This window comes from Pseudomonas sp. NPDC090201, from assembly GCF_044746825.1.
GTDB classification, from domain to species: Bacteria; Pseudomonadota; Gammaproteobacteria; order Pseudomonadales; family Pseudomonadaceae; genus Aquipseudomonas; species Aquipseudomonas putida_AD.
On record NZ_JBIVCX010000003.1, the window covers coordinates 289,534 to 307,162 of the forward strand.

At 61.5% G+C, this 17,629-nt stretch carries 18 protein-coding genes; 9 read left to right on the forward strand and 9 right to left on the reverse strand.

What is annotated here, in order from left to right:
• The first annotated feature begins 70 nt into the window (after positions 1-70).
• The 4 genes from ACIPOO_RS11370 to ACIPOO_RS11385 all read left to right on the forward strand — a co-directional run bounded on the left by ACIPOO_RS11370 (position 71) and on the right by ACIPOO_RS11385 (position 3,563).
• Positions 71-589: an Hcp family type VI secretion system effector gene (locus ACIPOO_RS11370; RefSeq protein WP_400606810.1), complete on the forward strand. Its 519-nt coding sequence runs from the start codon at positions 71-73 to the stop codon at positions 587-589.
• 100 nt (positions 590-689) lie between these two features.
• On the forward strand, positions 690-1,790 hold the full coding sequence (tssA, locus tag ACIPOO_RS11375; RefSeq protein WP_400606812.1) for a type VI secretion system protein TssA: 1,101 nt from the start codon (positions 690-692) through the stop codon (positions 1,788-1,790).
• A gap of 109 nt (positions 1,791-1,899) precedes the next feature.
• Complete coding sequence (locus ACIPOO_RS11380; RefSeq protein WP_400606814.1) at positions 1,900-2,328, forward strand: DUF2628 domain-containing protein; 429 nt, start codon at positions 1,900-1,902, stop codon at positions 2,326-2,328.
• A 359-nt stretch (positions 2,329-2,687) separates the two neighbouring features.
• Complete coding sequence (locus ACIPOO_RS11385; protein WP_400606816.1) at positions 2,688-3,563, forward strand: alpha/beta hydrolase; 876 nt, start codon at positions 2,688-2,690, stop codon at positions 3,561-3,563.
• On the opposite strand, the gene ACIPOO_RS11390 is transcribed toward ACIPOO_RS11385, so the two are convergent.
• The gene (locus ACIPOO_RS11390; protein ID WP_400606818.1) at positions 3,557-4,489 is read right to left on the reverse strand and encodes an alpha/beta fold hydrolase; all 933 of its coding nucleotides are present in this window, start codon (positions 4,487-4,489) and stop codon (positions 3,557-3,559) included. The genes ACIPOO_RS11385 and ACIPOO_RS11390 overlap by 7 nt on opposite strands.
• Positions 4,490-4,673: 184 nt before the next feature.
• Between ACIPOO_RS11390 and ACIPOO_RS11395 the strand changes: the two genes are divergently transcribed.
• Positions 4,674-5,618, forward strand: a complete 945-nt coding sequence (locus ACIPOO_RS11395; RefSeq protein ID WP_400607720.1) for a GlxA family transcriptional regulator — start codon at positions 4,674-4,676, stop codon at positions 5,616-5,618.
• Positions 5,619-5,628: 10 nt separating this feature from the next.
• On the opposite strand, the gene ACIPOO_RS11400 is transcribed toward ACIPOO_RS11395, so the two are convergent.
• The 3 genes from ACIPOO_RS11400 to ACIPOO_RS11410 all read right to left on the reverse strand — a co-directional run bounded on the left by ACIPOO_RS11400 (position 5,629) and on the right by ACIPOO_RS11410 (position 9,816).
• Complete coding sequence (locus tag ACIPOO_RS11400) at positions 5,629-7,698, reverse strand: ATP-binding protein (protein WP_400606821.1); 2,070 nt, start codon at positions 7,696-7,698, stop codon at positions 5,629-5,631.
• A gap of 97 nt (positions 7,699-7,795) precedes the next feature.
• Positions 7,796-9,256: an MFS transporter gene (locus ACIPOO_RS11405; protein ID WP_400606823.1), complete on the reverse strand. Its 1,461-nt coding sequence runs from the start codon at positions 9,254-9,256 to the stop codon at positions 7,796-7,798.
• An 86-nt stretch (positions 9,257-9,342) separates the two neighbouring features.
• Positions 9,343-9,816 (reverse strand): nuclear transport factor 2 family protein, encoded by a 474-nt coding sequence (locus ACIPOO_RS11410; RefSeq protein WP_400606826.1) that lies wholly within the window; start codon positions 9,814-9,816, stop codon positions 9,343-9,345.
• Positions 9,817-9,951: 135 nt separating this feature from the next.
• On the opposite strand from ACIPOO_RS11410, the gene ACIPOO_RS11415 reads away from it, so the two are divergent.
• Entirely contained in the window at positions 9,952-10,821 is an 870-nt protein-coding gene (locus ACIPOO_RS11415) for a LysR family transcriptional regulator (RefSeq protein WP_274130997.1), read from the forward strand.
• Between the two features lie 134 nt (positions 10,822-10,955).
• Here the strand turns inward: ACIPOO_RS11415 and ACIPOO_RS11420 are convergent, their stop codons facing one another.
• Complete coding sequence (locus ACIPOO_RS11420; protein WP_400606828.1) at positions 10,956-12,122, reverse strand: MFS transporter; 1,167 nt, start codon at positions 12,120-12,122, stop codon at positions 10,956-10,958.
• A 95-nt stretch (positions 12,123-12,217) separates the two neighbouring features.
• Here ACIPOO_RS11420 and ACIPOO_RS11425 point away from each other — a divergent pair, with 95 nt between their 5' ends.
• The gene (locus ACIPOO_RS11425) at positions 12,218-13,132 is read left to right on the forward strand and encodes a LysR family transcriptional regulator (protein ID WP_400606830.1); all 915 of its coding nucleotides are present in this window, start codon (positions 12,218-12,220) and stop codon (positions 13,130-13,132) included.
• On the opposite strand, the gene ACIPOO_RS11430 is transcribed toward ACIPOO_RS11425, so the two are convergent.
• A complete protein-coding gene (locus ACIPOO_RS11430) occupies positions 13,068-13,469 on the reverse strand; it encodes a flagellar hook capping FlgD N-terminal domain-containing protein (RefSeq protein ID WP_400606833.1) in 402 nt (133 codons plus the stop codon). The genes ACIPOO_RS11425 and ACIPOO_RS11430 overlap by 65 nt on opposite strands.
• A gap of 5 nt (positions 13,470-13,474) precedes the next feature.
• Positions 13,475-13,975 carry a hypothetical protein gene (locus ACIPOO_RS11435; RefSeq protein WP_400606835.1) on the reverse strand — a complete coding sequence of 167 codons (501 nt, stop codon included), beginning with the start codon at positions 13,973-13,975 and terminating at the stop codon, positions 13,475-13,477.
• Between the two features lie 124 nt (positions 13,976-14,099).
• Between ACIPOO_RS11435 and ACIPOO_RS11440 the strand changes: the two genes are divergently transcribed.
• Positions 14,100-14,990: an AraC family transcriptional regulator gene (locus ACIPOO_RS11440; protein WP_400606838.1), complete on the forward strand. Its 891-nt coding sequence runs from the start codon at positions 14,100-14,102 to the stop codon at positions 14,988-14,990.
• On the opposite strand, the gene ACIPOO_RS11445 is transcribed toward ACIPOO_RS11440, so the two are convergent.
• Positions 14,987-15,613, reverse strand: coding sequence for a LysE family translocator (locus tag ACIPOO_RS11445; protein WP_400606840.1), 627 nt, complete (start codon positions 15,611-15,613; stop codon positions 14,987-14,989). The two genes, ACIPOO_RS11440 and ACIPOO_RS11445, sit on opposite strands and share 4 nt — an antisense overlap.
• A gap of 129 nt (positions 15,614-15,742) precedes the next feature.
• A complete protein-coding gene (locus ACIPOO_RS11450; RefSeq protein WP_400606842.1) occupies positions 15,743-16,168 on the reverse strand; it encodes a GNAT family N-acetyltransferase in 426 nt (141 codons plus the stop codon).
• Positions 16,169-16,324: 156 nt separating this feature from the next.
• Between ACIPOO_RS11450 and ACIPOO_RS11455 the strand changes: the two genes are divergently transcribed.
• Positions 16,325-17,626 carry a tyrosine-type recombinase/integrase gene (locus tag ACIPOO_RS11455; RefSeq protein WP_400606845.1) on the forward strand — a complete coding sequence of 434 codons (1,302 nt, stop codon included), beginning with the start codon at positions 16,325-16,327 and terminating at the stop codon, positions 17,624-17,626.
• The last annotated feature ends 3 nt before the right edge of the window (positions 17,627-17,629 follow it).

Sequence of the window (17,629 nt, forward strand, 5' to 3'; positions counted from 1 at the left end):
AAATAGAGGGGCTGAGATCTGGCCGCAGGTAAAGCTAGCCCTTAAATGTAAGAAAATGGAGACGTAAAAAATGGCATTTGACGCATATATTCAGATCGACGGGATTCCGGGTGAAGTGCTGGACGACAAGCACAAGGACTGGATCGAAGTACTCGGCTACGAATACGGCGCCACTCAAGCGACTTCGGCGACCGCCAGCTCCTCGGGTGGTGCGTCCTCCGAGCGCGTCGCTCTGAGCGATTTCAGCATTCGCAAGGCAGTCGACAAAGCGTCCGCGAAGCTGTTCGAAGCCTGCTGCAAAGGCACACACATCGCCAAGATTCAGCTGAACGTCAACCGTGCCGGCGGCGACAAGCTGACCTACCTCACCATCAACCTGGAAGAGGTTGTGGTGTCGTCGGTCAAGGCGATTGCGGGCGGCAACCAGGATGGCGAAGACAAGTCTGTGAGCGATCTGCCGATCGAAGAAGTCAGCTTCAACTTTGCTCGCATCAAAACCACTTATACCCAGCAGAGTCGTGGCGACGGCCAGGGTGGCGGCAACGTCACTGGCGGTTGGGACCGTACTGCAAACAAGGTTTTTGCCTGATCGCGTAAGCATCTCGGGTCATCATCGATGACGATGGCCTTACTCCACACCATGCCGAGTTCGTCGGCGTGGTGTTCTCTTTTCCATTTCCGAGCTGAACATGTCTGAATTTCTCAACGACCTTTCACTGACTGAACTGACAGCGCCTATCAATGGAGGCAGCGGCGAAGACCTGAGCTTTTCCACGCTGTTTGACAACGTCAAAGAGGCTCGTCGGGCAGACCCTGATTACCTTACCCAGGGTGACTGGCAGACCGATCTAAAATCATCGGATTGGGACCTTACCATCACCCTGGCCGCACAGGGACTCGCTCAGCAGAGTAAAGACCTGATGCTCGTCGCATGGCTCAGTGAAGCGCTGGCGCACAAATACCATTTTCTGGGGATCACCTTTGGACTGACCCTGGCAGATCGGCTACTGCAACGCTTCTGGGACGACCTTTTCCCTGCGCTCGATGAAGGGCTCGAAGAGCGTGCCGCCCGCCTCGCCTGGCTGAAAACCACTCTGATTGATGTAGTAGGCCGGCTGCCGATCACCCAAGGCGATCAGTTCGGACTGTTGCGCTACGACGAGTCCCGGCACATTGAAAACCTCGCGCTGCAAAATCAGCAGGCCATGCGCATCGCGCTGGACGAAGGGAAGATCAATGCAGAAATATTCCAGCGCTCGGTGGTATTGACCGACACCGAACATTTTTTGCGCAAGGCGTCGGAAATCAACGACAGCCTGCAGGCCTGTCGCCAGTTGCAGACCACGGCTGACCGGTTGTTCGGTGATGAAGCCCCGAGTTACACCGGACTGAGCGAGATCCTGTCCCGTGCGGCGCAACTTGCAGAAAGGCTGCTCAAGGATCGAGGCGTCGAACTCAGTAACCCAGCGCAACAGACACCTTCAGAATCCTTGGCTGTATCGGACGATCAAACCACTGCAGGGCCCGCGATGACCACGACTGTCAAAGACACACCATCGACGCCAATGCGCACTACCCCGCTGACCCGCGATGAGGCTTTCACTCTGCTGGCTGGCGTTGCGCAATTCTTCAAACAGACTGAACCCCAAAGTCCAGTGCCTTACCTGATCGAGCGGGCGATCAAATGGGGAAACATGCCGCTCGAAGGCTGGTTGAGCGATGTGATCAAAGACAGCAACGTCATCGATGGCATTCGCGATGTATTGGGGACAAAAGAACCCAAGCCTTGACCGCCATGGGATGCACCTGAAGCTGTAGAACTGGCGGTTGATGACGCCCAGAACGATGAATGGAATTCCCGGAAGAACACAAACATCAATGGAACGGAAGGACGACGCTATGAACACGACTGAGCAGCTTCAGGACTCGGGTAAATACAGCGGGAAATGGCAAGCACGGTTTGATTTTTTCGACAGCTACGGCGCACCCAGCGACCCGCGCTACAAAGCAGCACTCAAGGCGCTGCCGACCTTTCGCAAAAAGCTTCTAATCAACGGCAACCTCATCGCGTTCTTCTTCGGGCCGATCTACCTCTTCGTGCTCGGTCTGTGGAAGAAAAACCTTGCGTTGCTAGGCACGATGTTTCTGATCTACGCCGCGCTCTGCGTCATCTTCGCAATTCTAGGCATGCAATTCCCCAAAGCGCTGGATAATGGACTGGGCCTAGGATTTTCGTGCATGTATGCGATCGTCACCAACTACGCTTATTACCTCAAGGAAATAAAAGGCGAGCAAGGCTGGAATCCGTTCCAAGGAATGCGTTTTTAGAACTTCGATGCAAGGTTCTTGTCAGCAAGCGCTTTTCAATCAGGCATTACACGAAGTAATGCCTTTTCCACCACAGGCAGCACACACTTCGCAGATTATCGTCCATAGCGCGGTGTCTCAGCCCGCTGAACCATTTTCTGCACAAAAAAACGCCCACCCTGTGCCCAAGGCTTCAACGCCCCGTAAACCTGCCCATGTGAAGTGATGGAGAACCTGATGATCGGGCCTATACATCACAACATCACCGCGGTTTGCGTGCCGCACCCCATCGAAAACGCCGAACAGGATACGTCCTGAAAACACCCTGAATTCATACCCAACCCCGCAGTCCTAAATCAAAGCCCCTCAGAGTGCCAACCATGATCAGGATTGCGTTACGCATATGTGTTGTCGGCGGGCTGTTGGGCCTGTTGCTGGGCTGTTCACCTCTGAAAGTGCTGAACGCCTTCACGCCCGGTGGCACTTTCAGCAAGGCATCGGACTTGAAGTACGGTGACGATCCGCGCAACCGGCTGGATGTCTACACGCCGATCAATCTCACAGCCGACGCGCCGGTAGTGGTGTTCTTTTATGGCGGCAGTTGGAACAGTGGTTCGCGCAGTGACTACAGCTTTGTAGGCGAGGCGCTGGCGGCACGGGGTATCGTGGCGGTGCTAGCCGACTACCGGCTGTATCCTCAGGTCCACTACCAAGGCTTTCTCGAAGACAGCGCGAGCGCGGTGGGCTGGACTCGCGAACATATTCGCCAGTACGGCGGTGATCCGGGCCGGCTTTACGTAATGGGCCATAGCGCCGGCGGTTACAACGCCGCGATGCTGGCGCTCGACCCCAAATGGCTGGCAGCCGTGGGCATGAAGCCTTCGATGCTCAGCGGCTGGATCGGTCTGGCCGGGCCCTATGACTTTCTCCCCATTGAGAACCCGGAAGTGAAACCGGTCTTCTACTTTCCGAATTCACCCCCCGATTCTCAACCGATCAATCACGTCAGCGCCCTCTCGCCCCCTGCGCTGTTGATAGCCGCGAAGGATGACACACTGGTCAACCCCGAGCGCAACACCGGCGGCATGGCCCGATTGCTGCGCGGCCACGGTGTACCCGTGCGCGAGCTGTATTTCTCCAAGCCGGGCCACGGCACGTTGATCGCTGCATTCTCCCGCCCGATGCGCGGACTGGCACCGGTGCTGGATGAGGTGGTGACGTTCATTCACAGCCGGGATCAGGCATTGGTCTACTGACTCACGCCAATGCGCGCCATGAACGCGCGAGTCAAGCCAGCCATCTGCTCGGTCTGCTCATCGAGGGCAAAATGTCCCGCCTCTAGAATGTGTACTTCTGCGCCTGGCACATCGTCCTTGTAGCGCAGGGCCCCGGGCACAATGAACGAGGGGTCGAATTTGCCCCACATGACCAGCATGGGCGGCTGATTGTCTTTCAACCACCGCTGCCATTTCGGGTACGAGGCGACGTTGTTGCGGTAATCCAGCAGTAAGGCTGACTGTATCTCGCGCTGGCCGGGCCGGGACAAAGCCGCAAACTCGTCTTCCCATGCATCGGGGTTGTAGCGCTCGGGATGAGGGCTTGTGCCCAGGTGACGTTGTTTCGTGCCCTCGTATCCGGTGAACCCATCGACTTGCTCGGGGTGCTCCGAAGGTGCCTTCCAGTATTTGGCAATGTTTACCCACTTGGCGCCCAGCCCTTCGTCATAGGCATTAGCGTTCTGAATGATGATGCCATGGAGTTTCTGCGGGGCGTTGAGAATCATCCGAAAGCCCACCGGACCGCCGTAGTCCTGCATGAACAGCGTGTACTTGTCGATATGCAACTGCGTCAGCAGCGTTGCCATGGTTTCGGCCAGGTGGTCAAACGTATAAGCGTAGGCCGCCGGGGAAGGCGCGTCGCTTCTGCCAAATCCGGGGTAATCGGGTGCAATCACGTGATACTTGTCAGCAAGCAGCGGTATCAGCGAGTCCCACATCCGTGAGGAGGACGGGTAGCCGTGAAGGAGCACCAGCACGGGGGCATCGGCAGGGCCGGCCTCGCGGTAAAAAACCCTTACGCCGTCTACGCTGGCCCAGTGATAGGACGCGGACTTACTGGTGTACGGGATGGAGGCCACGGGTTCTGCCGCTTGCGCTGACTGGGTAAGGGTAAACGTTGTCACGAGGGCACCTAGCAGGCTGAGGGTTCGGAGGTTCACTTGGATCGATCTCGACTGTTTGCATTTCCCGGCGAAATGCACTTGCCGTCAGCGTGAACGCATTGACGGGTCGACACCATTGGCCCAATTACCCTTTTTCATTATTATTGGGCCAACATCGATCAGGCCACCTCCCGTGACAAAAACACTGAACGTCTGCGTCATTGCCTTCAACGGGATCAGCCCCTTTCACCTTTCCGTCCCTTGCCTGGTGTTCGGCAAAGACCGGCGAGTGGGTGATTCGCCCTGGTTCAAACTGGCCGTCTGCGCAGGCGAGGATGGGGGTTTGATGACCAACGCCGGCTTCGCCATCCAGTGCGATCATGGGCTGGACCAGGTCACCCGTGCTGACATCGTCGTGGTTCCGAGCTGGAGAGACGTCGACGCCCGCCCACCGGACGCGATTCTCGACGCGCTCAATGCAGCGCACGCCCGAGGCGCGCTGGTGGTCGGGCTTTGTCTGGGCGCGTTCGTCCTCGCGCATGCAGGTCTGTTGGACGGCAAACAGGCCACCACTCATTGGGCGTGGGCGGCACAGCTGGCGCAAGACTTCCCACAGATCGACGTGGATGCCAAGGTGCTCTACGTCGAACAGGATCAGGTCCTGACCTCGGCAGGCGTGGCCGCAGGGCTCGACTGCTGCATCCATATCGTCAGGCGGGCCTATGGGCGTGAGATTGCCAACACCCTCGCCCGTCGCCTGGTCGTGTCGCCACACCGCGAAGGCGGCCAGGCGCAGTTCATCGATCAACCCGTCCCTCAGGGTGCCAGCGATCAGCGCCTGAGCCTGCTTCTGGACTGGCTGCGGGCGAACCTTGGAGAGGCGTTGTCAATCGACCAGGTGGCGCAGAGGCTAGCGATGAGCCGGCGTAGCTTCACGCGCCACTTCAAGCAGATCACCGGTTCGACGTTCGGCAAGTGGCTGACCAATGAGCGAATCAAAGCCGCCCAGCAGCAGCTTGAAACCACCCACGACAGCGTCGAGAAAATTGCCACCGTTTGCGGATTTGGGACAAGCCTTTCTCTGCGGCAGCACTTCTCGGCAGTCGTGGGAGTGAGCCCGACGAGTTACCGAAAGACGTATCGGCGGTAGGCCGGAGGCGTCAGCCCCTACTCAGCAACTCCGCCACCCTGGCCGTCAACGCATCCAGTGCGAACGGCTTGATGAGCACGGCGGTCGGTGGCGATGCGGGCATGTGGACTGGCATCGCTGGCTCGGCGTATCCCGTCATGAACAGCACGGGAAGGCCTGATCGGCAGCCGCGGCCTTCTTTTGCCATCTGACGGCCGTCCGCACCGCCAGGCAGGCCGACGTCGGTTACCAGCAAATCGATTGGCGTGTCGGAGCGCAACAGCTTGAGGCCGGCCTGGCTGTCGGCCGCCTCGATCACGACGTAGCCCAGGCTGCTCAAGGCCTCGCTGACAAACAGGCGAACTGTAGGCTCGTCATCGACCACCAGCACGGTCTCGCCCGATGCCACCGGGCCCATCTGAGCCGCCGGCTGCATCTGATCAAGGGTTTTCAGCTCGGCCGGATGATACGGCATCTGCAAGCAGACCCGGGTGCCCTTGCCTTCCTCGGACTCGATCCTGACCTGCCCGCCCGACTGCTTGGCAAAGCCATAGACCATGGAAAGCCCCAGCCCTGTTCCCGCCCCGACGGGCTTAGTGGTGAAGAAGGGTTCAAACGCCTTGGACAGGGTTTCCGCACTCATGCCCGTCCCGTTGTCGGCTACGGTGATGGTCAGGTAGGTGCCCGGCGCCAGGTCCGGGTCCAGGCCACCGCCCTCCTCCTGGACCTGATTGGAGGTCTGGATGGAAATCTTCCCGCCTTCCGGGAGTGCGTCTCTGGCATTGATGCAGAGGTTCAGCAGGGAGTTTTCGACCTGGGCCTGATCGACCAGGCAGGTACTCAGCGCTGCATTCAGTTCGACGCTCAGGTCGATGCCAGGCCCCACGGTGCGGCGGATCAACTCTTCCATCTCGGCGATCAGCACATGCACGTCGGTGTGTTCGGGAAGCAGGGTCTGCCGGCGGGAAAACGCCAGCAAGCGGTGAGTCAGTGCCGCTGCGCGCTGGGCCGCTCCGTAGGCCACCGACACGTAGCGTTCGACATCAACCGTGCGGCCCTGATTGAGTCGCAGCTTGATCAGGTCCAGGCTGCCGGTGATCCCGGCCAGCAGGTTGTTGAAGTCGTGGGCGATGCCGCCGGTGAGTTGGCCGATCGCTTCCATCTTCTGCGACTGGCGCAACGCAGCCTCTGCCGCCTCGCGCTCCGCGACCGCTTGAGCGACGCGCACCTCCAGCGTCCGGTTGAGCTCCAGCAGCGCATTTTCGGCGTGTTTCCTGTCGCTCACGTCGATCGAAGAACCCACCAGGCCTATGACCTCGCCCGCGTCGTTCAGCAGCGGGGCCTTGGCAGAGAGCCAGGTCGTTGCCGACCCGTCGGGCATGTCGACCCGTTCCTCGATCTGTTCGGCCACACCGCTGCGCATGATGCGCTGATCGGTCGCCATCACCTGCCGGGCCTGGGCCTTGTCTTCGAGGATTTCCAGGTCCGTCTTGCCCAGGTAAAACTCGGGCGGCTTGCCGATCAGCTCGGTGGTGCCGTGGTTGGCCACCAGTAGCCGGCCTTCCAGGTCCTTGGCGTAGATAACCCCCGGAACCGCTGCGGTGAAGGTGCGCAGCATGGCCGACATTCTGTCGCGCTCGGCTTCGGCGGCTTTGCGCGACTCGATGTTCATCAGCACGCCGGGAAAGCGGATTGCTTGCCCTTGAGGATTGAGTTCGGCGCGACCGTTGGCCTCGACCCAGCGGTAGAATCCGTCGTCCTGGCGAACGCGATATTCACAACGAAACGCGCCGCCTCTGGCCATGGTGGCCTCGATTTCAGAGGCCAGGCGATCAACGTCCTCGGGGTGAATCGAGGAAAACGCTTCGGCGATGGGAATCCCGGATTTGCAGCGCTCCACCGGCAACCCGAACGAGCGGGCAAAGCGTTCGTCCGCCGTCACGCGGTCGCTGAGAATATCCCACACCCAGGTGCCGATGATGGCCCCCGCATCGAGGGCCAGTTGAAGACGCTCGGACGCATCTGCCGGGAATTCGCAAGCCTCAACCAGAGCGGACGTACCCGCCGGTTGAACAAGCGGCTCAGAGTTGCCTTGTTCCATTCCCAACCTCGTTCCCGCGTCATCTGCAAAACGTGCAGGATACGCGCTGGAGCCGGTCAGGCGAAGGCATGGCAGATGAAATGCCTTGTTGCGGGCATCACTGCGGCGGCCTGATTGTCGCCGCCATCCCGGCCTGCGCGGCAGGTTGGCGCACCAGGGTGATGCTCAGCAGCATGCCGGCGGCAAGGCAGAGGGCGATGCACGCCAGGGCGATCTTGAAAGCCTCGGTGATGGCTGTGGGGTCCGTGCGGGTACCCAGTGCGCTGTAGAAGATCCCGCCGATCACGGCCACGCTCAGCGCCGTGCTGATTTGCAGCGTGGAGCTGACCACGCCGGCGATCATCCCCGAATAGGCCGGCGCTACCCGTCCTGTCACCATGCGCATGAGGGTAGGCAGCGCGAGCCCCTGGCCGAAACCGATGGTGAACAGCAGCGGCGCCAGGAGGATCGAGGCCGGGTGCATACCGATGGGCGTCGTCGTGATAAGCCACAGCAAGCCAAGCAAACCGGCCGACTGCAGCCCCATGCCGAAGGGGTTCACGTACACCCCGAATGCGCGGCGAAACAGTGGCGTGAGCAGCGGCCCGAGCAGAAAGCCTGCGCCGAAGGGCAGGAACACCAGCCCGGCGCTCAGTGCCGAGGTGTGCAGCGCGCCTTGCAGGAACACCGAGAACAGCAGGAAAAACGGCGCGATGGCGTAATACAGCAGTGCAACCACCAGCGCTCGGCCCAGACCCGGCGCCTGCAACACGGCCGGATCCACCAGGGGCGATCCACCGGCACGGCCCAGCCGGGTTTCATACCGCCAGAACAGCCACGCCAATACCGGCATCGCGATCAACAAGGCCCTGGCCCACAGCGGCCACCCAGCCTCCCTCCCCTCGATCAGCGGGACGATCAGCGCCGCCAGGGTCAGCATCGACAGCGCCATGCCGCCCGGATCGAGCCGGGTGGCGTTGCGCGCGCGGGTTTCTTTGAGCACCCGGATGCCAAACAGCAGCACCAGCGCCGCAACCGGCAGGTTCACCAGAACGATGACCCGCCAACCCAGGCCGAACAGGTTCAGCGAAATCAAGACGCCTCCCAGTGCCTGCCCGACCACCGAAGCCAGGCCGAACACCGCGCCATACAGGCTCAGCGCCAGCGGCTTTTCAGCTTCGGGGAAGATGGCCTGCACCGACGCCAGCGCCTGGGGCGCCATCACTGCCGCCGTGATGCCCTGCAAGGCGCGCCCGATCACCAAGGCCCAGGGCGACCCTGCGCAACCGCAGAGCAGCGACGCGGCGGCAAAGCCGATCAGGCCGATGAAGAACATCCGGCCACGGCCATAGATGTCACCCAGTCGCCCGCCGGTGATCAGGGTGACGGCGTAGAGCCCGGCATAGGCTGAAATCACCAGTTGCTCGGTGGACGCTGAAGCGCCCAGGTCCTGCCTGATCGATGGCAGCGCGACATTGATGATGAAAAAGTCCAGCGGCGGCAGGAACGCGCCCACCAGCAGGATCACGAACATGGCCCAACGGCGCGGGTCAGGCAGGGAAACATCTTCCCGGGACATGGAAAGCCTCCATAGGCAACGGTGGCGAAACAAGGGGGGTGAATCGAGGCGGCGCATCGCGGGATGTGCCTTTGGATGCGCAACGTCTAGGTGCGCTCGAACGCTTCGGAGCCGGCGACAGGCTTCCAGTTCACCAGCGGTGTCAGGAAGTGCAATTCGAACCGCCGCGCGGTGAATCGCCACTGCCCGCCGCGCCGTTCGAATCGGTCGTGATACAGGCCGCTGACCTGCACTGGCCCCTGCTCGACATCATGAAACAGGCAGTCTGCGGCGACGGTGGCCGTGGCTGATCCCCCGTCGATGCTGATCATCGGGTTGGACATCCAGTGGTGCATGTGAGGCATCCGTTGCCAGTTCCTCTGGGCCATCGCCAGGATTTCCTCGGGACTTGTGCCGCCACCGAACCCCGGCAGGTCAAGGATGGCGTCGTCATGCCAGAGGGTGAGCAGCAGTTCGCTGTCCATCAGGTCGAAGGCGTTGGCGTAGCCGGAAATCAATGACTCGATCGCCGCGCGGCTTTCCAGTGCTTCCAGCCGTGCAGCCAGATGTTCAAGGGTCATGGTCAGGTCCTTGTGTGGGTGTTGGTGCAGCTGGACTGAGTTTGTCTGCTGGCGAGGACCATTGTGAAAGCGTCGGGGTTGCTACGGGACTGCCATTGCTGCATCTTCGCCGTTCACTTTTGTACGAGGTACGCCATGGATTGGAATGACCTGCGCGTCTTTCTGGCCATCGCTCGCGGCGGCTCCCTGGGCGCTGCCGCGAAACTGCTGGGCGTCAGCCACCCCACCGTGGGGCGGCGCCTGCATGTGCTTGAGCAGGCCAGCGGTGAAGTGTTCTTCCGCCGCACAGCCACGGGGCTGGTGTTGACCGACAGCGGCGAGCGGATCTTCGAGCTGGCCGAGGACATGGAGCGCAGCGCCCTGACCATCGAGCGGCGTATCGCCGGTGAAAGCGACCAGCCGGAAGGCCTGTTGCGGATTTCATCGGCGGACTGGTTCGCCTGCTACGTGCTGGGACCGGTGTTGAGAGAGCTGCTGGTGCGTCATCCGCTGATCGTGCCCGAAGTGATCGCCGGGCACCGGCTGTTCGACCTGACACGCCGGGAGGCAGACATCGCCTTCAGGATCGTGCCATTCACCGAGCCCGACATCGTGCAGCGGCGATTGACCACCCTGAGCTACGGGCTGTACACAGGCGCCGGGCAAGCGTTCGAACCGGGTGCCGAGGGTGAAGGCATCGGGTTGATCACCATGAACACCGCCCAGGCCCACTACCCCGACGTGCTCTGGCTGCAGGAGCGGTTTCCCCAGGCCCGGATCACGTTCACCAGCAGCAGCCGCACGGTGCAGGCACGCATGAGCGCGCTGGGGCTCGGGGTGTGCGTGCTGCCAAGGGTGTTGGGGGATCAGTTGCCAGCCCTCAGAAGGCTGGACATCGGCCTGACGCCGCCAGGGCGCGACATCTGGATGGGGTATCACCACGACATGCGCCAGATGGACCGGCTGCGTGCGTTTGCGGATCTTGCGGGGGAGATGGTTGGCGAGGATCCGGGGCCTTCCTTGTAATGCGACAACGCTGCAACACCGTGCGCTGTGACAACGCGCACCTGTAGGAGTGAGCTTGCTCGCGATGGCAGCGTGTCAGTCAACATCTCTAACCCTGACACACCTCAATCGCGAGCAAGCTCACTCCTACAGGTTTAGGCTGGAGAATACCGCACGCCCCGTGCGCGCCAGGCGAACCCCAGGACCATCAACAACCCCAGGGCCGCCATCAGCGCACCCGCCAGCGAGATCGCCGGATAACCCAGCCCGGCATTGATCACCGCGCCACCGAGTGCCGCGCCGATGGCATTACCGAAGTTGAACGCGCCGATGTTCACCGCGGACGCCAGGTTCGGCGCATCCTTGGCCGCTTCCATCACGCGCATCTGCAGCGGCGGCACCAGGGCGAAACTGGCGACGCCCCAGATCAGGATCGCCACGGCGGCAGGCACAGGCCAGCGCATCAGCACCGAGAACGCCAGCAGGACCAGAATCAACACCACCAGCGAAACGATCAGGGTCCGGTCAACCGAACGGTCTGCTGCCTTGCCGCCCCACATGTTGCCCAGCGTCAGGCCCACCCCGAACAGCACCAGCATGGCCGTGATGAAGGCGGTGGAAGCATGGGTTTCGCTGCTCAGGATCGGCGCGATGTAGGTAAACACTGTGAACATGGCGCCAGAGCCGACCACCGTCAGCGCCAGAGCTGCCAGTACAGGACCGCGGCCCAGCACGCGGATCTCGGCCAGCACGCCATCGCTTTTCGGCAGCGGCAGGTTGGGCAAGGCGTACCACAGCGCCGCCATGGCGACGAAACCAAGGCCGGCAATGCCCCAGAACGCCGTGCGCCAGCCCAGCAACTCACCGAACCAACTGGCCAGCGGCACACCGCCGATGGTCGCCAGGGTAAGCCCCATGAACATGGCCGCCACGGCCCCTGCCCGTTTCTCGGGCGGCACTACGCTGGCGGCAACGATGGAACCGATGCCGAAAAACGCGCCGTGGTTGAGCGACGTCACGATCCGCGCGACCAGCAGGCTTTCATAGCTGGTGGCCATGGCCGACATCAGGTTGCCCAGGGTGAAGATCGCCATCAGGCCGATCAACAGGTAACGCCGTGGAATCTTGCCGGTGGTCAGGGTCATCAGGGGCGCGCCGATCAGCACGCCCAGTGCATAGGCGCTGACCAGCAGTCCGGCGGTGGGGATCGAGACGCCGAGGTCGGACGCGATACTGGGCAACATGCCCATGGGGGCGAACTCCGTCACGCCGATGCCGAAGGCACCGATCGAGAGGGCTACAAGGGGTGGGTTGATTCGCATGAAATGGCTCCTTATCTATGCCGCAAATGCTACGATCATGGCTTTCGAGGCGGTAGAGCCCTTTCGGTACAAGCACTTTTGCGTACGAGGCACAAATGGACTTCAACGGCAGGTCAGGAGAAATGGAAGTGTTCGCCAGGGTGGCGCAGGCCGGAAGCCTGTCCGCCGCGGCGCGGGCACTGGGGCTGACACCCTCGGCAGTGAGCCGGATCATCGCGCGCACCGAGCAGCGCATTGGCACGCGCCTGCTGTTGCGCACCACCCGCGCCATCACCCTAACCGCCGAAGGTGAAGCGTATCTGCGTGGGGCGCGGCGCATCCTCGCGGACATGGACGAAGTCGAGCAGGCCATCGCAAGCCAGGGGGTGCCCCGTGGCCGGCTGCGGGTCAGCGCATCCCTGGCCCACGGCCGGCTGGCCATCGTGCCGCTGGTGGCTGCCTTCACTGCGCTCTACCCGGAAATCCTGGTGGATTTGACCCTGGGCGATGAAGTCGTCGACATCCTCGCCGGCCAGGCCGACGTCGCCGTGCGCTTCGGCCATCTGCCGGACAGCCCCTTGAGCGCCCGCTGCATCGGCGAAACCGGCCAGGTGATCGTCGCCTCGCCCCAGTACCTGGAACGCCACGGCACGCCCAAACAGCCCGAAGACCTGAGCGAGCACAACTGCCTGCGCTTCAATTTCCGCAGGGCCGCGCCGGACTGGCCGTTCTGTCGCGACGGTCGCGACTTCTCCCTGAAAATCTCCGGCACCATCGCCTGCAGCAGCGGCGAAGCCCTGGCGCAAATGGCCAGGCTCGGCGCCGGCATCGCACGCATCGGTGCGTTCACCGTGGTCGACGAGATCGAACGCGGGGAGCTGGTGCCGCTGCTGGAAGACTTCAATCCAGGCGACCGTGAGCCGATTCACGCCGTGTTCGTCGGCGGCTCGACGATGAGCGCCAGGGTCAGGGTGTTCGTGGACTTTCTGCTGGAGCATCACCGGGACGGTCGGTATTCAATCGCGCCGTGACACTGACTGCGTCATTCCCCAACAAACTGCGCAGCGGCACTTGACCTTCATGAGGGACGGCCTCTTCAAGGTCAGCCTCCTGCGATAGCGATTGAGCACGCGTGTCCTTGGCCGCCAGCAGTTGCTTGAGCAAGGCGCTGATTTCCTGCAGCGCCGAGACCTGAGAAAGCGACGCCAGTTGCAGTACCGTACTGCCAGGGTCGGTCGGGCTCAGCGGGTCCTGATGCTGCAGTTGCGTGATCAGCAAGCGCAGGAACCCCTGGCTGTCGATCGCAGGCTTTACCGGGTTCACGGGAGTGACCGGCGCTGTGTTCAGTGCGGTCGGCAAGATAGTCATCGTCATCACCCCTGTGCCTGTCGAACAAGGCGCCCGCCGGCTTTTCGCAGAAACACCACCTGGGCCACCACGCCGACAATCAGCGCAAGGGCGATCAACCCCAGTGCGCCTTTGAGCAACGGCGAATTCGGGTCGGTGACGATGGGATGACCATCGGGGACGCGGCGCAGGGTCTCCGAGACGGTCGGCACCATCAGGAAGAACACCGTCAGGCTCAGCAGGATGGTTTCAAGGTATATCCCCGCACGGCCCAGCCAGGCAATGAAGCCCACTCCGTAACCCGCGAGCAGCAGCACCAGCGTGACCGCGCCGATCACCGGGCTGATGGGTTGATGCGCCACCAGAAACACCGTACAGGCGCCGATCAGCATCGATACGAAGTAGGCAACGCCTGCGCCCGAGCGCGGCACGATGCGCCCATGGCGGACTAGCATCCAGGCGGCCAGAGGGATGGCAGGCAGGCTGCCCAGTGTGTGTACCCAGCCAAGGGCAGAGATCCCGAACATTCGATTATTCCTTTTTTGTCTGGATGATAGGCATAGCGCACGGAGCGCTGTGCAGTTGCCGATCAGCCGTGTGAAAGGGTTATGATTTCAGGGTTCAGACTATTGAAGACGCGGCCGGACTGACATGACGGATTTACTCGAAAACTTGACCATTCTTCCGGAAATGCAGTTGGAAGGCTTGGCCACCGGCGATCTGCTCTCGCAGGTACTGGCACAGATTCGTCTGACCGGGGATCGCGTCTACTCCACCACACAGGCTTTGGGTCAGTGGCTGCAGCTTGACGAAAAAAGCTCGCACATCTGCGTCTTGCAACAGGGCCAGTTGCGCATCGAAGGCCCTGACGGGCATGGGCAGTTGATCGAGCAAGGCGACATTCTGCTGCTGCCCCATGATCCGTCATCCCTGAACATTATCACCACAATGGGGCCCGCCGCGCTGGTGATCTGCCGCTTCTGGTTCGACGCCAGCAGCTTCCAGGCCATGCTGTTCGCTATGCCGTGGCTGATCCACGTCAGGCGCGCCGAAGCCGCCGCCTGGTCGGACGGCATCCTGCATTTCATGCTGATCGAGGCCAACGACACGCAACCTGGCGGCGCGTTGATGATTTCCCGTCTGATCGACCTTACCGTCATTCGCATCCTGCGAACCTGGGTGCAGCACGGCATGGCCTCGGGCTGGCTGGGCGGCTTGTCGGATGCGCGCATCGCCAGAACCCTCAAAGCCATCCACGAAAAACCCGGTCAACAATGGCGCATCGACGCACTGGCCAGCGTCGCCGGCATGTCACGCTCAAGCTTCTGCGAACGCTTCACCGCGCTGGTGGGGCGCTCACCCCTGCGCTATCAGAATGAGTGGCGACTGGCCCTGGCGAAAACCATGCTGGCCCGGCACGACAGCCGCATCGGCGAGGTGGGATTTGCTATTGGCTACGAATCCGAAGCGGCATTCAGCCGCGCCTACAAAGCGTTTTTTGGCCGCTCGCCACGGGACGACAACAACCAGATCCTGCCCTAGCGCTGCTGAAACGCGATCTTCAGTCCCAGTGCCATGAACATCGTGCCGATGATTTTTCCCTCCCATCGACGCAGCCCGGCAAGCCCCTTGATCGCCTGGCTCAAGGGGCGAATGGCGAGGGCCAAAAGGCTGGTGTAGCCCGCGCTGAGGCCTGAAAAGATCAGCCCAAGCACCGCAAACTGCAGGAACGACGAGCCGGAAGCCGGATGGATGAATTGCGGCAGGAACGCCAGGAAAAAAATCGCCGTCTTGGGGTTGAGCACTTCGGCGCCGATCGCCTGGAAAAACGCCTGGGCCGGCGTCACCGCGCTCAGTTGTACTTTGGAATCTCCGCCTGATCTGGACATGAACGCCCGCACGCCCAGGTAGATCAGGTAGCAAGCGCCGACCAGCTTCACCACGTTGAAGGCGGTGGCGGAGGTCATCAGGATCGCCGACAGCCCCAGCGCCGCGCAGAGGGTGTGGATCAGATCGCCCGCGGCAACGCCCAGCCCGGTGGCGATACCCACCTTGCGCCCACCCTGCACGGTGCGCGTCATCACCAGCAGCACCGCCGGCCCGGGTATCAGGAACAGTCCCAACACGACGGCTACGTAGGTCAGCAAGGCGCTCAGGTCGAACATGGCGGGTGATCTCGATGGGGGGGGCGCGAACGCCAGTAATCCTGATCCGAACACCGAACGCAAGCTGTCTGTAATTCCCGGTTGATCGGCTGTCCGGGCGCACGTATACGGTGGGATCAACCTATCCTTTCAATCCAGTCGTTTCTGCATGAAAAACCGCTGATGCCCCGGCGGAAAATCATCCAGCGTTCCAAACTTGCTGAAGCCCAATCGCTCGTAGAAGGACGGTGCCTGGAAATCAAAGGTGTCGAGCCAGAGGCCGACGCAGCCTCTTTCCCGGGCGACCTCTTCAGCCATCGTGATCAGCCGTGAGCCAGTGCCTTGACCTTGGGTTTGCTCAGGTATCGCAAGCAGTTCGATGAAAAACCAGCGATAGAATATCTCTCCATACAGGCCTCCGATAATTTCGTCGGTCTCCTCATCACGGACCACCAGAGCGATTGTCTCGGGCTTTGGATCACCGGCCCGAGACAGGTTATGCGCCCGCAATGGCATGAGGATGGCTGCACGTGCGTCATCTGCCGGATCGACCATCATTTCTATACGCGTCGTCATCGCTAATCCTTTAGGTACTCACATTGATAGGGTAAAACGGCCCGCAGCTGCCTGCGCTTCTCGCGATGCGCTCGCAACCTTGAAAAGATACAATAAATTCAATGATTTATTTCTGTTGTTCATTTCCCATATGTCGCCCCAGCCAAGGGAATCTCAATGTCTGCGCCTGCCACTCCCCACCCGCTGTTTGAAACCTATGCCCGATTCGGCGAGTTGAACTTCAGCTCCCTGAAAGAAGAACTCTCGGCCATCACCGATTACCTTGGGCAGTTTCCCGAACAGGCGCAGGCGGTCGAGGGCTACCGGGCGGTGCGCAGTTTTCTCAAATCCTATGCGGGGAACGAGGCAACGTTCAATTCCTACCGCACCCACGTCGAGCGCTTGCTGTTGTGGGCGCTGCTCAAGGCGCGGGTTCCCTTGCTGGAAATGCGCCGTACCCACGCCGAGAGTTTCATGGAGTTTTGCCTGGCACCGGACCCCGCCTGGGTCGGCCCGGTGGTCAAGTCGCGTTTCAATCGTATCGGGGCGCGCAAGAAATCGAGCAGCGATACCTACGTGCTCAACCCCGAATGGCGCCCGTTCAGCCAGACGGTGTCCAAGGAGGAACGCAAACGCGCCAAGGAACAGAATCGCCCTGCGCAACTGGACGCCTACAAGCTCGCCCAGGGTTCTATCGCGCAGATTTTCGCGGTGTGCGGGAGTTTCTTTCAGCACGCCATCGATGAGGGCTTCTGCGAGCAGAACCCGTTTCGGGCGGTCAAGCAGAAGAGCAAATACAAGCAGCGCAATACCGACGACCAGGACACCCGCATCCTGACCTCGCTGCAATGGGATTTCGTGCTGGAAACCGCCGAGCAACTGGCTGCGGCCGATGCCCGGTACGAGCGCACGCTGTTCATCGTGGCAACGATTTTCGCCATGTACCTGCGGGTTTCCGACCTGGTCGGGCGTGACAACTGGAAGCCGACCATGGGCGACCTGCGCAAAGACAACGCGGGCAACTGGTGGTATCACGTGGTCGGCAAAGGCAACAAGGCGGGCAAGATCAGCGTGCGCGACGACTACGTCGAGAACTATCTGAAACGCTGGCGGCTGCACCAGGGCCTCTCGCCCCTGCCCGGCTTTCGTGAAAGCACGCCGCTGATCGCGACCCAGCGTGGCCGTGCGGGGCTGTCGGACCGGCACATCCGCGTTTTATTGCAAGAGGTGTTCGACCGTGCGCTTGCGCGCATGCAGGCCGAGAACTGGGCGGACGAGGACGTCGGCCGGCTGCGTGCGGCCTCGCTGCACTGGTTGCGCCACACCTCGGCTACCTTCGATGCGCCCCATCGCGACATGAAGGATTTGCAGATCGACCTGCGTCACAACAGCCTGAGCACCACGCAGAACGTCTATTACAACTCCGAAGACGAGAAACGCGCCTACTCGGTCAAGCGTCTGGCGATGAAAGAGCGATAGCCG